At 68.8% G+C, this 14410-nt stretch carries 13 protein-coding genes and 1 pseudogene; 5 read left to right on the top strand and 9 right to left on the bottom strand.

What is annotated here, in order from left to right; all coding sequences use genetic code 11:
* Positions 1-41: 41 nt before the first annotated feature.
* From E6G92_14800 to E6G92_14810, 3 genes and pseudogenes are all read right to left on the bottom strand, one after another.
* Complete coding sequence (locus E6G92_14800; GenBank protein ID TMJ17574.1) at positions 42-296, bottom strand: hypothetical protein; 255 nt, start codon at positions 294-296, stop codon at positions 42-44.
* Between the two features lie 666 nt (positions 297-962).
* Positions 963-1037 (bottom strand): annotated as a pseudogene (locus E6G92_14805) (energy transducer TonB).
* A gap of 73 nt (positions 1038-1110) precedes the next feature.
* Entirely contained in the window at positions 1111-1722 is a 612-nt protein-coding gene (locus tag E6G92_14810) for a hypothetical protein (protein ID TMJ17575.1), read from the bottom strand.
* Positions 1723-1904: 182 nt separating this feature from the next.
* On the opposite strand from E6G92_14810, the gene E6G92_14815 reads away from it, so the two are divergent.
* The gene (locus tag E6G92_14815) at positions 1905-2387 is read left to right on the top strand and encodes a hypothetical protein (protein ID TMJ17576.1); all 483 of its coding nucleotides are present in this window, start codon (positions 1905-1907) and stop codon (positions 2385-2387) included.
* Positions 2388-2427: 40 nt separating this feature from the next.
* Here the strand turns inward: E6G92_14815 and uvrB are convergent, their stop codons facing one another.
* A complete protein-coding gene (gene uvrB, locus E6G92_14820; GenBank protein ID TMJ17577.1) occupies positions 2428-4623 on the bottom strand; it encodes an excinuclease ABC subunit UvrB in 2196 nt (731 codons plus the stop codon).
* 119 nt (positions 4624-4742) lie between these two features.
* Between uvrB and E6G92_14825 the strand changes: the two genes are divergently transcribed.
* From E6G92_14825 to E6G92_14840, 4 genes are all read left to right on the top strand, one after another.
* Positions 4743-5258 (top strand): DUF3617 domain-containing protein, encoded by a 516-nt coding sequence (locus E6G92_14825; GenBank protein ID TMJ17578.1) that lies wholly within the window; start codon positions 4743-4745, stop codon positions 5256-5258.
* Positions 5259-5325: 67 nt separating this feature from the next.
* Positions 5326-5838, top strand: coding sequence for a DUF3617 family protein (locus E6G92_14830; protein ID TMJ17579.1), 513 nt, complete (start codon positions 5326-5328; stop codon positions 5836-5838).
* Complete coding sequence (locus tag E6G92_14835) at positions 5835-6224, top strand: VOC family protein (GenBank protein TMJ17580.1); 390 nt, start codon at positions 5835-5837, stop codon at positions 6222-6224. The genes E6G92_14830 and E6G92_14835 overlap by 4 nt, the downstream gene beginning before the upstream one ends.
* 18 nt (positions 6225-6242) lie before the next feature.
* The gene (locus tag E6G92_14840) at positions 6243-7163 is read left to right on the top strand and encodes a diacylglycerol kinase family lipid kinase (protein TMJ17581.1); all 921 of its coding nucleotides are present in this window, start codon (positions 6243-6245) and stop codon (positions 7161-7163) included.
* Here the strand turns inward: E6G92_14840 and E6G92_14845 are convergent.
* From E6G92_14845 to E6G92_14865, 5 genes are all read right to left on the bottom strand, one after another.
* On the bottom strand, positions 7120-8193 hold the full coding sequence (locus E6G92_14845) for a Zn-dependent hydrolase (GenBank protein ID TMJ17582.1): 1074 nt from the start codon (positions 8191-8193) through the stop codon (positions 7120-7122). The genes E6G92_14840 and E6G92_14845 overlap by 44 nt on opposite strands.
* A gap of 10 nt (positions 8194-8203) precedes the next feature.
* Entirely contained in the window at positions 8204-8626 is a 423-nt protein-coding gene (locus E6G92_14850; GenBank protein TMJ17583.1) for a hypothetical protein, read from the bottom strand.
* A 63-nt stretch (positions 8627-8689) separates the two neighbouring features.
* The gene (dnaE, locus tag E6G92_14855; GenBank protein TMJ17584.1) at positions 8690-12022 is read right to left on the bottom strand and encodes a DNA polymerase III subunit alpha; all 3333 of its coding nucleotides are present in this window, start codon (positions 12020-12022) and stop codon (positions 8690-8692) included.
* A complete protein-coding gene (locus E6G92_14860; GenBank protein TMJ17585.1) occupies positions 12019-13659 on the bottom strand; it encodes a DNA polymerase Y family protein in 1641 nt (546 codons plus the stop codon). The genes dnaE and E6G92_14860 overlap by 4 nt, the downstream gene beginning before the upstream one ends.
* The gene (locus E6G92_14865; protein ID TMJ17586.1) at positions 13553-14371 is read right to left on the bottom strand and encodes a protein ImuA; all 819 of its coding nucleotides are present in this window, start codon (positions 14369-14371) and stop codon (positions 13553-13555) included. Before E6G92_14865 ends, E6G92_14860 begins: the two co-directional genes overlap by 107 nt.
* Positions 14372-14410 lie beyond the last annotated feature (39 nt).

Below are 14410 nucleotides of genomic sequence, written 5' to 3' on the forward strand. Positions count from 1 at the left end.
ATCTTCACCGTAACAGACACGCCAGGCCGGGAACAGTTCCCTTACGCCCCTTCGTCGTCCTGCTCGATCCAGCCCTGGCCGCGATCCTGGTGCGCCGCCTGGTCGCGCTTCAGCCCGTACGCCTCGCCGTCAGGGCCGACCAGATCGCTCTGCGACTGTGCGGGCTCGGCGGAGTCGTCGCCTCGGCCCTTCTCGCGGACCAGATGCTCGGAAACCTCGTCGATCTTCGCTTCGGGGCTGTGCGGCAGCGGGTGACCCGTTTCGCTGCGGCCTTCGCCCTCTTTCCGGTCGTCCATCGCTGCGCTCCTCGCCGGACAAGCGAAAGGCCGCCACGAAGGTTCCGCGGCGGCCTCTCGACATGGTCAGCGGCCGGAAGCCGACTGCCCGGAAGCAACTGGAAAGCTTAGGCTTTCGGCTCCCGAACGGACTTGACCGACCTCTCTGCTGAACCATGAGACATCGGATCACCTCCTTTCGCTGTGTTGAACAGGACTCATGTATGAGTCGCGCCGAATCGACGATCAAGTCTTGATTTCAAATATTTTGGGGCTAGGATTCCATGCTTCGCGCCGGTCCTGAGGGCCGGTTTTTTATTGCCCGCGGCATTCCTCGATCACCCGCGCCGGCTCCGGCCAGGTGGGAACGACGATATCCGCCGCTCCGTCCAGATGGACCAGGAAGCGGCCGCGGCTGAACGCGATCTGGTCGAGCAACGGATCGTCGGGCGCGAGGCTCGCTGAGACGGCGCGCTCCCCTGCCGAAGCCGGCAGGGCGCGGTCGCCGAACGTGGTGCGGACGACGAGCGCGGTTCCCGCCGAGGCACCCTGGCGGACAAGCTCGATACGCCGGCCCGCCGCGCACTGGAAAGCCAGGACAGGCGCGCCGTCGCCGAACGTCGCTCGCGGCGAGGGTTCCTGGACATAGGTCCAGTCCCCGTTCGTCAGCGTGCCCCCCTCCCACGATGCGGGCGCCGGCGGCGGCGGCTCGGGGGCCGGCGGAGGGGCAGGCGCAGGCGGAGGCGGGGCGGGCGGCGCGGGCCGCGAAACGCAGCCCCCCAGCGCGGCAAAACCCGCGAGGACCGCACCGATACGCATCATGCGCTTCATCGGCTCAATCGCCGGCGTCGACGGCGTTGGCGGTCGCCTGACCGGCGGCGGCGGGGGCGCTCGTATTGGCCTGCGCCGCCGCCGGAGCCGGCAGCTCGCCGCCGGAGCAGCGGGCGACGTAGGTTCCGACCAAGGGGCTGGGGGGCAGGATGAGGGGCGGAGAATCGCCGATCCTGACGGTGATCGGCGCGGCGGCCCGGCCCATGTTCGCCGCCAGCGGATCGGCCCCGTTCAGGGTCGCGCGGAGCATCGGGATCGGCCCGTCGCCCCCGGTTACCGCGAGCCGCCTCGTCTCGCTGCCGGCGGTCACCAGCATGACCGGCAGATCGCCGGTCGGCTCGAGGCCGTGCCGCTGGACGAGCAGGCCGCGCCTCGAGTCGCAGCCGATGCTGAACAGAGGCGGGGCGCCGGTGGGCCCGAACTCGATGACGTGCTGCTCGCCCTGCAACGCCTCGCGCCACTGGCCGAGCGCCGGCTCCTCGTCGTCGCGCTCGGGGCGAACCTGCTCGACGGTGCGCGCGCTCTGGTTGGAGTCCGTGGCGACCAGGGTCGCGTCTTCGGACCGCGCGCAGCCGGCGGCGAGAAGGATGAGGATGGGCAGAAAGCGGCGGAGCATCAGCGAATCCTTCTTTTTGGCTTCGCCAAGCCTTTAGCGTTTTTCCCGGCCGCCACCAGACGGGGCGTCGACCCCGCGCGAGCCGTCTCCGCGTCGGGCGGGGAAAATGCCGCCGCGCCACGGTCACGAAATGCCCGGCCGTTCGACAAATAAGAGGTCGTCATCGCTTGAGGAGACCGATCATGAAGCGCATCCTGCTGACCGCGACCTGCCTGTTGATGAGCACGGCGGCGCCGGCGGACGTCACCGTCTATCGTGCGACGACTTACAAGAACGGCACCTTCGCATTGGTCAACGACGCCCAGTGGCGGATCGACGCGGACGGCCTGTCGACCTTCGAACTGGCGAATTTCGCCGTGACGAACAAAAGATGCCAGGTGGCGTTCGTCATCGAGGGTGTGCAGTCCCAGCCCGACGCCGGCACGCAGGGCCCGGTGGACGGCCTGCCCGACGGCTATGTCGGCGAATATACGCCGCTACATGGCGGCGAGGGTCATTGGAGCATCCACGGGCCGGCCGAGACCCTGCCGGCCACCTTGAAGGCGCTGATCACGGCCAACGTCATTGCCCGCCGGTCCGCGGCCCGGAACCAAGGCTATGCCGGCAGGTCGCAGTCCCTGTGCGAAACCCCATTGCAGCCGAACCTCGGGCGCCGCCGGCGCTAGCCGGGCGTCTTGCCTGGTCGATCCGGACGACCGACGGACACTATTGCGTCCGCCGCCCCATCCTGATCGATTTCTGCTTGCCGTAGCGGGTCTTGCGCGTCCCGGGCTTGCCCTCGGTGGAATGGCCCAGCGCCGGCGCCCGGCTCTGCTCGGTGGCGAGGCCCAGCTCGCCGGCCTCAAGCCGCCTGATCTCGTCGCGCAACCGCCCGGCCTCCTCGAATTCGAGATCCGCGGCGGCCTTGCGCATGCGCTTTTCCAGATCCTCGAGATAGGCGCGAAGGTTATGGCCGACGAGGTTGGGCGCGTCCTCGTCGCCGGTCTCGATCGTCACGCTGTCGCGGTTGGAGACGTCGGCGAGGATGTCGGCGATGTTGCGCTTGATCGTCGTCGGCGTGATTCCGTGCTCGGCGTTGTATGCCTCCTGCTTCTCGCGGCGCCGGTTGGTTTCGTTCAGCGCGCGCTCCATCGACCCCGTCATCCGGTCCGCGTAGAGGATCACCTTGCCCTCGACGTTGCGGGCGGCGCGGCCGATCGTCTGGATCAGGCTGGTCTCGGAGCGCAGGAAGCCCTCCTTGTCGGCGTCGAGGATCGCGACCAGGCCGCATTCCGGAATGTCGAGCCCCTCGCGCAGCAGGTTGATCCCGACGAGCACGTCGTAGACGCCGAGGCGAAGATCGCGGATCAGCTCGATTCGTTCCAGGGTCTCGACGTCGGAATGCATGTAGCGCACCCGAAGGCCCGCCTCGTGGAGGAACTCGGTGAGGTCCTCGGCCATCCGCTTGGTGAGCGTGGTGACCAGCGTGCGATAGCCCTTCGCCGCGGTCGCCTTGGCCTCGACGATCAGGTCGTCGACCTGATCCTCGACCGGCTTGATCTCCACCGGCGGGTCGATCAGCCCGGTCGGGCGGATCACCTGCTCGACGAAGACGCCGCTGGTCTGCTCGAGCTCCCAGGGGCCGGGCGTGGCCGAGACGGCGACGGTCTGCGGTCGCATCACGTCCCATTCGTTGAAGCGAAGCGGCCGGTTGTCGATGCACGAAGGAAGGCGGAAGCCATATTCGGCCAGGGTCAGCTTACGCCGGTGGTCGCCTCGCGCCATCGCGCCGATCTGCGGCACCGTCTGGTGGCTCTCGTCGACGAACAGAAGCGCGTTCTCGGGCAGATATTCGAACAGGGTCGGCGGCGGCTCTCCGGGCAGGCGCCCGGTGAGGAAGCGCGAATAATTCTCGATCCCCGCGCAGGAGCCGGTGGCTGCGATCATCTCCAGGTCGAAATTGGTCCGCTGCTCGAGCCTTTGCGCCTCCAGCAACCGCCCTTCCGCCTGCAATTCCTTCAAGCGCTCGGCGAGCTCGAAGCGGATCGCCTCCATCGCCTGTTTCAGCGTCGGACCGGGCGTGACGTAGTGCGAGTTGGCGTAGACCCGGACATAGTCGAGTGCCGCGGCCTTCTTGCCGGTCAGCGGATCGAACTCGACGATCTGCTCGATCTCGTCGCCGAAGAAGGTGACCCGCCAGGCGCTGTCCTCATAATGCGAGGGGAAGATCTCCAGATTGTCGCCCTTCACCCGGAAATTGCCGCGGGCGAAGCCTTGGTCGTTGCGCTTGTACTGGAGGGCGACGAGCTTCCTGACGATCTCGCGCTGGTCGACGCTCTGGCCCTTCTTGAGGTCGAAGATCATCGCCGAATAGGTCTCGACCGAGCCGATACCGTAGATGCAGGAGACCGAAGCGACGATGATCACGTCGTCGCGCTCGAGCAGCGAGCGAGTCGCCGAATGCCGCATCCGGTCGATCGCCTCGTTCACCGAGCTTTCCTTCTCGATGTAGGTGTCGGACCGCGGCACATAGGCTTCGGGCTGGTAATAATCGTAGTAGCTGACGAAGAACTCGACCGCATTGTCGGGAAAGAAGCTCTTGAACTCCCCGTAGAGCTGGGCGGCGAGGATCTTGTTTGGGGCGAGCACGAGCGCTGGCCGCTGCAAAGTCTCGATCACCTGGGCCGCGGTGTAGGTCTTGCCCGAGCCTGTGACTCCGAGCAGCACCTGGGTCTTTTCGCCGTCGCGAATCTGCTCGACCAGCTCGGCGATCGCCTGCGGCTGATCGCCCGCCGGCCGATAGTCGGAAACGAGCCTGAACGCCTTGCCGCCCTCGGCCTTGTCGGGCCGGTTGGGACGATGGGGCACGAACGTCTGTCCGGTCTCGGGCTCTTCAAGGCTGGTGCGGATGGTGATCGCCATGGCTCGCCGGATATGGTCGCGCGGGCCGCGCTCCGCAACTTCGATTGCCTCGGCCGCCCGATTGGGACACACTCCACGCAGGTGGCGATTCCCCGGCCACCGGAACAGGGGAGAGAATTATGAACAAGCTTGCCGTCGTCGCTCCGACGCTTGTGCTGTGCGCCGCCTGCTCGGGGAGCGCCGTCTCCCTCCAGCCGGGCCAGTGGGAGACGACCATCCAGTTCAGCTCGATCGAGGTTCCCGGCGCGCCCGAAGCCCAGCTCGCGCCGATGCGGGCGATGATGGGGCAGCCGCAGACCAGCTCCGCGTGCATGACGCCCGAGGAAGCGGCGCATCCGACCAACAAGATGATGAACTCGGAGGGCGGAAGCCAGGGCTGCCAGTTCAGCGAGAACACCTTCACAGGCGGCACGATTCGAGTCCACGCGTCCTGCCAGACTCCGCGCGGCACGATGACGATGAACATGGACGGCAGCTATACGGCAACGACCATGCAGGCGCGGATCAACCAGGAGATCCACGCGCCGCCGAACACGCCCGGGCCGCAGACGGTTCGTCTGACCGGCAATCTCAGCGGGCGGCGCACGGGCGATTGCACGTCCGCGCCCACTCCTTCGGGGAATAGCGCCGGCTGAGAGTCCCCGCTTCAAATCCGTCCCGCCGCCCGCTAGGATAGATTTCAAATAACGGGGGAGACGGGGGATGCGTGTACTGGCAGTGATTCCGATCATCCTCGCCGCGTCGTGCGGCGAGACGCCGGCCGAAAACAAGGCGGAGCCTGCCGCCGCCCAGCTTCCGGCCGGACAGTGGGAGCTGAGCTCCGAGGTCACCAGCCTGGCCAAGGTCGATACGGAAGCGCCCCGGCTCAACACGCCGGCCGGCACTCGGGCGACGAACAGCGTCTGCGTCGCGGAGGGCCACCAAGTGCCGAGCGCCTTCTTCGCCGGCGAGGGCTTTCGCTGCACCTACGGCAATTATTACGCCCGCAACGGCCGGGTGAACGTGACCCTGACCTGCCACCGCGACGGGCTCGCCGGCGACATCATGATGTCCGCCGACGGCACCTTCCAGGGCGACAGCGTCGAATTCAGCCGCAACGTTCGCACCAATCTGACCACCGAGGGGGATTCGGTGATCGACGCGCGCGTGACGGGCCGAAGGACCGGCGACTGTCCGGCCGGCGCCGCAGCGCCCGAAGGGACCAACGCGCAATGATCGGCTACGTGACGCTGGGCAGCAACGACCTCGACAAGTCCCGCGTTTATTACGACGCTCTGTTCGGGTCGATCGGCGCGGGCCGGCTGATGGAGTTCGGCGACAATTTCACCATGTACGGCACCGCCTGGGGCCGTCCGGCGGTGGCCGTCACCAAGCCCTATAATGGCGAGCCGGCAAGCCCCGGGAACGGCAACATGACCGCGCTCGTCCTCGACAGCCGCGACAAGGTCGACGCCTTCTACGCCACGGCGATCGCGCTCGGCGGAAGCGACGAGGGACCGCCCGGCCTTCGCGGGGAGGAAGGCGATCAGGCCTTTTACGGCGCCTATTTCCGCGATCCCGAGGGGAACAAGTTCTGCGCCTTCCGGATTGGCCCCGCTTAACCGGCAAGGGTCGTCTCGATGAAAATAAGGGTGATCGTCAACCGGCACGGCGGCACCCTGAAGGCCGGCGGCGAGGACGCCGAAGCGAAGATCAACGCCGCGTTCGAGAAGGCCGGCGTCGATGCCGACGTCCGGATGACGGATCCCGACGATATTTTCGACGCGCTGAGCGAGGGCGCGCGCGCTCCGGGGCTCGATGCTTTGGTCGCCGGCGGGGGCGACGGCACCCTGAGCTGCGCCGCCGGCCATCTCGCCGACAGCGGACGCCCGCTCGGCATCCTGCCTTTGGGCACGCTCAACCATCTCGCGCGCGATGCCGGGATCCCCGCGGGCCTGGGCGAGGCGGCCGCGGTGATCGCGGCCGGGCACATGCAGGCGATCGACCTCGCCGAGGTGAACGGGCGCATCTTCGTCAACAACAGCTCGGTCGGCCTCTACCCGGACATGGTGCGGCTGCGCGAGGTGGAGCAAGGGCGGCTCGGAAGGTCGAAGCGGATGGCGATGCTCTCCGCCAGTCTCGATACGCTGCGTTCCTTCCGCCGGCTTCGGCTGTGGGTCAGCGCCGAGGGGCTGGAAGCGCCGGTGCGAACGCCTTTGCTGTTCGTCGGCAACAACCGCTACCAGGTGAACCTGTTCGCTCTGGGCCAGCGCGAGACTCTCGACGACGGCGAGCTGTGCCTCTACGCGATCCGAGCCCGCGGCCGCATCCACCTCTTCTGGGCCGGAATCCGCGGCATATTCGGCAAGCTCGACCAGCAGCGCGACTTCGTCACCGCTTATGTGAAGGAGGCGGAGGTCTCCTCCAGCCGCGAGACCCTGACCATCGCCGTCGACGGCGAGACCGTGCGGATGGAGCTGCCGCTGCGCTACCGAATCCGGCCGGGGGCGCTGAAGCTCATCGTTCCGGCACCCGAAAGCTCCGGCCCGGCTCCGTCGTAACGAAGCGGGCCGGATCGGCGCCACGGGCGCGATTCAGCGCCGCGATTTCGCGCGGCGGGTCGTTCGGCCCTTCGAAGCTCAGCTGGAACGTGCCCCAATGCACGCCGAGCGCGCGGACGGGATCCAGCATCTCGAACACGCGGAAGGCCTCCTGCGGATCGATGTGGCTCTCCCGCATCATCTCGCGCGGGCGGTACGCGCCGATCGGGAGGATGGCGAGCCGGTAGGGGCCGCGCCCCGCCGCCTCGCGCGCCCAGGCGCCCGTTCCCCAGCCGGTATCGCCGGCGAAGAAGATAGCCCCCGACGGCGTTCGGATGGTGAAGGCCGACCAGAGCGCCCGGTTGCGGTCCGAGCCCCAGCGCGAGCCCCAGTGGTGGTTGCGTTCGACGACGACCTCGACTCCGGGGCGGATCGCGACCGCGCCGCCCCAGTCGCGCGCGACCGAGTCGATCCCGGCGTCCCGCAGGATGGTGTCGTTGCCGAGGCTGGTGACGATCGCCGGCCGGCCGCGGTCCCACAGGCGCTTCAGCGTCGGCAGGTCCATATGGTCGTAATGGTTGTGGCTGACCACGACGAGGTCGATCTTCGGCAAATCCTCGAAGCGCACGCCCGGCGCGCGGACGCGCACGGGTCCGATGAAGGAGAAAGGCGAGACGCGGTCCGACCAGATCGGATCGGTGAGGATGTTGATGCCGGCTGTCTGGATGAGGACGGTCGAATGGCCGATCCACGTCACCAGCATCTCGCGCCCGTAGACTCGGCGCGGCAGGACGGTGGGCGTGACCGGAATATGGTCGGGCCAGGGTGAGCGGTCGCCGCTCGCCCAGCGGTTCAGGAAGCGCTGCGGATCGAGGCGGCCGGCGATTGGACGGTCGGGATTGAAGAAGTGCCGCCCGTCGAAATGGCCGCTGGCCGGGCCGCGATAATAGATGCGGTCGAGGAAGGGCGGAACCAGCGCCGGGGCGAAGCAGAGGGCGACGAGCGCGAAGAGCAGCCCCCTGCCCAGCCAGCGCAGCGCCGCCCGCAGCATTCGGGCGTCCCTAGGGAACGTAGCTGAAGCCCGCGGGCGCGCGGGTTTCGACATGCTCTTCCTGATAGATGTCGAAAAGCAGTCGGCTCACGGCGTTGCCGCAGGAAAGCTCGTAGGCCGAAACGACCGAGCCATAGGCGCCGACGCCGCCCTCGCCGCGCGGGCCAATGCGCGGCGCGGCCCCGCCTGGGCAGCGAAGCCGCGCGAGATAGGCGCGCTCGCCCTGGGGGCCGGCGACCCGGATGGGATTTTGGGCCGAGCCGAGCGGGTGCGCTTCGGCGGCGGCGATCAGCGCCAGCGTTTCGTCTTCGGGCGACGCCGGGTTCATCTGCGCGACCATCGCCTCGGGCGAGGTGGTGCGCTGGCCGAGCCTGGGCTGTTGCTGGGCTGCCGCCGGGGCGGCGATCGCGGCGGCGAGAATGAGGATACGCATGAACGAGACTCCGCTGGGACCGCCCGGTTTAGGGTCCGCGCCTTATGCCCGCAATGCCGCGCCTCAATGGAAATTGCGCGATTTGATGCGCAGCCCGCCATCGGGCGAAGGCGGCAAGGCGGGGCGCGGCGGCGGATCGCGGTGATCGCGGCCGCCGCCCCGCGCGGCGTCGGCCGGCCCGGGCCGGTGCGGGAAGTCCATCGCGCCCACTCGGTGCAGCAGGGGCGTCAGGTCGTCGAGCCTTTCGGCGACGATGTGGACGACCTGCCCTTCCCGCTGCAAAATGCCGTGCACGCCGACCATCGCCGAGGCGAGAACCGTGCGGCGGTGGGCATCGAAGACGCGCTGCCACAGGATCGCGTTGGCGATCCCGGTCTCGTCCTCCAGCGTCAGGAAGGTGACATTCCCCTTGCCCGGCCGCTGGCGGACGAGGACGATGCCGGCGACATGGACCCTTGCTCCGTCCCGGAGGCGGCCCAGCTGTCCGGCGGGAGTCACGCCATGCCGCTCCAGCTCGGGGCGAAGGAAGGCGAGCGGATGGCTTCGCAGCGACAGCTGGAGCGCGCGATAATCCTCGACCACCTCGCGCCCGTCGCTCATCGGCGCGAGCGACACCGCCGGCTCGTTGGCCCGTGCCTCGGCCGCGGCGAACAATGGCAGCGGCGCGCCGCCGAGGCCCCGCACCCGCCACAGGGCCTGCCGCCGGTCGAGCCCGAAGCATCGGAAGGCGTCGGCATCGGTCAGCTTCTCCAGCGCCGCAGCCGGCACGCCGGTGCGCGCCATCACGTCCTCGATCGAGGCGAAGGGACGGTCCTGAGCCGCCGCGGCGATCCTGGCGCCGTGCGCGTTGGAAAGGCCTTTCACCATGCGCAGGCCGAGGCGGAGGGGCAATAAATCCCTTAAGCCCTCCCCCTTGATGGGGGAGGATTGGGTGGGGGTGGCGTCGATGCAGGGCAGTGTCTTTCCGGAGACTCCACCCCACCCCAACCCCTCCCCATCAAGGGGAGGGGCTTTATCCTCCAAAGTGCAATCCCAGCGGCTGGCATTCACACAAACCGGCCGCACCTCCACCCCGTGTTCGCGCGCGTCGCGGACGAGCTGGGCGGGGGCATAGAAGCCCATCGGCTGGGCGTTGAGGATCGCCGCGCAGAAGACGTCGGGATGGCGGCATTTCATCCAGGACGAAGCGTAGGCGATCTTGGCGAAGCTCGCTGCGTGGCTTTCGGGAAAGCCGTAGCTGCCGAAGCCTTCGATCTGCTTGAACGTCCGCTCGGCGAAGTCGTGCGTGTAGCCGTTGGCGATCATGCCATCGATCATCGGCGCGCGAAACCTGCTGACCCCCCCGGTCGACTTGAACGTGGCCATCGAGCGGCGCAACGCGTCGGCCTCGGCTGCGGTGAAGCCGGCGCCGACGATGGCCACGTTCATCGCCTGCTCCTGGAACAGCGGCACGCCGAGCGTCTTTTTCAGCACCGCCTTGAGCTCGGGCTTGGGATATTCGGGCTTCTCCTTCCCCTCGCGCCGCCGAAGATAGGGATGGACCATGTCGCCCTGGATCGGGCCGGGCCGGACGATCGCGACCTGGATGACGATGTCGTAGAATTCTTTCGGCTTGAGCCGCGGCAACATCGACATCTGCGCCCGGCTTTCGATCTGGAACGTGCCGAGCGTGTCGGCCTTCTGGATCATTGCATAGACTTCGGGATCGTCCCGTTGCAGCGCGTCAGACCAGAGATTCATGTCGACCGATTTGTGCGCCCGCAGCAGGTCGAACGCGCGGCGCATGCAGCCGAGCATGCCGAGACCGAGCACGTCGAGCTTCATGATCCGGAGTTCCTCGAGGTCGTCCTTTTCCCACTGGATCACGCGGCGGTCCTCCATCGCCGCGGGCTCGATCGGGACGAGATCGTCGAGCCGGTCGTGGGTGAGGACGAAGCCGCCCGGATGCTGGCTGAGGTGACGCGGCGTACCGATCAGCTGGCGGGTAAGCTCCAGGGTCAGCGCCAGACGCGGATCGTCCTTGTCGAGCCCCAGATCCTCGACATGCTGCTCGGCCACCCCGTCGTTCGACCAGCCCCAAACCTGGCCCGAGAGGCTTGCGGTGACGTCCTCCGAAAGGCCGAGCGCCTTGCCGACCTCGCGCACCGCGCCGCGCGTGCGGTAGCGGCTGACAACCGCGGTAATGGCCGCGTGCTCATGCCCATAATTCTCATAGATCCACTGGATCACTTCCTCGCGCCGCTCATGCTCGAAATCGACGTCGATATCGGGCGGCTCGTTCCGGTTCTCGGAGATGAAACGTTCGAACAGGAGCGTATGCCTGACCGGGTCGATCGAGGTGATCCCGAGCAGGTAGCAGATCATGGAATTGGCCGCAGAGCCGCGCCCCTGGCAGAGAATCTCCTGACTGCGGGCGAACTGGACGACCGAATTGACGGTGAGGAAATAAGGCGCGTAGCCGAGCTTGCCGACCAGCCTGAGCTCGTGATCGAGCAAATCGGCATAGGCTTTGGGAGCGCCCTCGGGGAATTTGGAGCGAAGCGCGTCGCGGGTCAGCCGCTCGAGCGCCTGTTGCGGCGTCCGGCCCGACATCACCACCTCGGCGGGGTATTGGTAGCTGAGCTCGCGAAGCGAGAAGGTGCAGCGTTCTGCGATGTCCGCGGTGGCCTGGACCGCGTCTGGAAAGGCGCGGAAGCGGCGCTCCATCTCCCAGGGCGCCTTGAGATGGCGATCGGCGAAGCGCTCGCGGCGGAAACCCAGTTCATCGATCGTACAATGCGCGCGAATCGCGGTGACGACGTCGTGGAGCATGCGCCTGCCGGGGCTGTCGTAGAGTACGTCGCCGGTGGCGAGGCTGCGCAGGCCATGGCGGCGGGCAAGCCCGTCGAGGTCGTGGAGCCGCTTCGCCTCGCCGGGGCGGCGGCGGTGGGTCAGCGCGAGATGGCCGCTCGCGCCGAAGATGTCCGCCATCTGGGCGAGCGCGATTTCGGTCACTTGATCGGCCTCGTCGGGGACGAGCGCCGCGACCAAGCCCTGGCTCCAGGCGGCGACGTCCTCCCAGTGGAGAAAACATTGGCCCTTCTCGTCCTTCTTGCGGTCGATCCGGCTCTTGCCGGTGGTGAGCAAACGGGTGAGGCGCGACCAGCCGGCGCGATCCTCGGGCCAGACCAAAAGCGCGGACCCATCCATCAGGTCGAGCCGGCAGCCGGCGACGAGGCGGACGCCGGTCTCGCGCCCGGCCTTCAGCGCCTTGACCAGCCCACCGACACTGTTGCGGTCGGCGACGCCGAGCGCCGGATAGCCGAGCATCGCCGCCGCCGCGAACAGCTCTTCGGCGCTGGAGACCCCGCGCAGGAAGCTGAAATGGGTCGCGGCCTGGAGCTCGACATAGGTCATGCGAACAGCCCGTGCAGGTGCCAGCTTGAGTCGCCGGTCACGGGATCCTCGCCGTCGCCCTGGCGGAACAACCAGAAGCGGGCCCCCGCTTCGTCCTCGACCTGGAAATAGTCGCGGACGGCGGCGTGCTCAGCCTTGCTCCGCCACCATTCGCCATAGACTCGTTCGGGGCCGTCGGCGGCGGCAACCTGATGGACTCGGCCGCGCCAGCGGAAGCGGCGCGGCGGGCCGTCGGGGACGGTCGAAAGCACCTGCTCGACCGGCTCCGGCGGGGACAGGAGGCGGATTGGGCGCGGCCAATCGGGCCAGTTCGCGGTCTCGCCGAGCACGTGCGAGCGGGTGACGCTGCGCTCCGGAAGGTCGCTTTCTCGAGCCGTGAGGCGGAACAGGCGGCGCTCGCCAAGGCGGACGGCGAGGCGGTCGACCAAAGCGGCGAGATCGGGGACGGGCTTCTCCCCGGTCATCTCGCCCGCGATCGGCTCGGCGCTAAGCGGCTCGACGCGCGCGGCGGTCAGGAGGAGGCGCTCGATGCCGAAGCCGGGATCGATCTTTTCGATCTTCGCGTGAAGAAGCCGCCGCAGGTGATCGTCGTCTCGGGTTGCTCGAGAGAGGCTAATGACCTGATATTGCTTGCTATTATCGACCAACTGGCAAGCGAGGACGAGGCTGCGGGCGCCGAGGCCGGATTCGGCGAGCATTGGCACGAGACGGCGGACGGCTTCGGCGGTGGCTTCGGCGATCGCCTCGGCGCCGGCGATCGGTTCCTGGAAGCGGAGCAGGACGCCCGGCGGCTCTTGCGGGACGATCGGGTCGAACGGCTCGCCCGCCCGGCCGAGCGCCTGATCGAGGCGCAGGAGCAGGCCGCTTCCGAAGCGGCGCTGGAGCGGCGCTCGGGGCATGGCGACGAGCTCGCCGATCCGCTCGAGGCCGAGGCGGCGGGCGGCGCCGAGCGCTTTCTCGTCGAGGCGCAAGGTGGCGAGCGGCATGGCGGCCAAAGCGTCGCCTTCCCGGCCGCCTGGGCAGAGCATGATCCGGTCCGGGCCGAAGCGCGCCAAAGCGTGGGCGGCGCCGGCCGTTCCGGCGACGGCGATGCGGGCGGTGAAGCCCAGGCGGCGGCAGAAGGCGAGGATTCGCGCGCACATCGCCTGCTCGCCGCCGAACAGGTGGGCGACTCCGCTCAGGTCCAGCCACAGGCCGTCCGGGTCCGAGACGGCGACGCGCGGAGTCCAGCGGCGGGCGGCGAACAGGCCGAGGCGGTGCAGCCAGGCCAAGTCGCCTTCATGATCGGCGCCGCGCACGTCGAGGCCGGAGACGAGGATCCGCGCCTTGGCGAGCGGCATGCCGGCCTCGAGCCCCAGCGCGCGCGCCCGCGGGCAGAGCGCCGCGAGCACGTTCTGATTGCCCTGCCTGTGCGCGGTGACCAGCGCGCCTTCCGCCTCGCGCGGCACGAAGCCCTGCGGCTGCGCCTCGCGAGCCCAGCGCGCGCCGGGGCGCCAATGGCCGCCGCGCGCCGGCAGAACGCGGTTGGCGTCAGGCAGCCTGGGGGCGGACGTCGGCGACGAGGGGGTGCGGCGCTCCGCCCGCCTGATCCGGTCGATCGCCAGATCGGGCAGCCAGAGCGAGGCGAGCCTCGGCATCGGGGGCCTCCAGAAGCCATTGGTGGGGCGGGCCGCCACGCTGGCGGACCAGGGCGACTTGCCAGCGGGCGCGGCCGATGCCGCCGCCGATCTCCGCCGCGAACGGCAGGGGCGCGGAGGGCGCGCAGGCGATCCGCCAGCGGGTCGTCGCCGGCGAAGGAAGGGCGAGCGGATCGGCGGCGGCCTTGCGCCAGCGCCGCAGCAGCAGGGCCGCGGTTCCGCCCTCCTCGGCGGCGAGCTGGAGGCGGCGGAGCGCGGCCATTTCGACGCGGCCCGTTTCGCCGATCACCGCGGCGAGCGAGCCGTGGCGAAGTCCCTCCTCCATCACCGCCAGCACTTCCTCGTCATTGCGGCATTCGGCGTAGAGCACGCGATCGGGCGTCAGGCCGGCTGCGGCGAGGCCGGGCGCGAACAGGTCCCGCCGCGCCAGCGCCCAGAGTATTTGGCCCGCGCCGGCGTCCCGCCGCGAGAAGCGCGCGGCAATCGCAGCGAGAAACAAAGTCGCGGCCGCTTCGTCCCCCAGCGAAGGCGCGGCCGCGGCCGCCTCGTGAAGCCCCGCCGCCAGCCCGCCGCCGGCCAGCCGCCGATCGACCTCGCCGATGCCGAAGGTCAGGCACGGCCGCTCGGCCCGGGCGAAGCCGGGGCGTTCGATCGCGCCTATCTCGGCGCGCAGGGCGGCGAGACGCGCGTCACGGGCGGACGAAGCGTTCATGCGACTCGGACTCATATGTTCGCTTTATGTTCCAACGTT

It is taken from the genome of Alphaproteobacteria bacterium, from assembly GCA_005883305.1.
In the GTDB taxonomy this organism is placed as follows: Bacteria; Pseudomonadota; Alphaproteobacteria; order Sphingomonadales; family Sphingomonadaceae; genus Allosphingosinicella.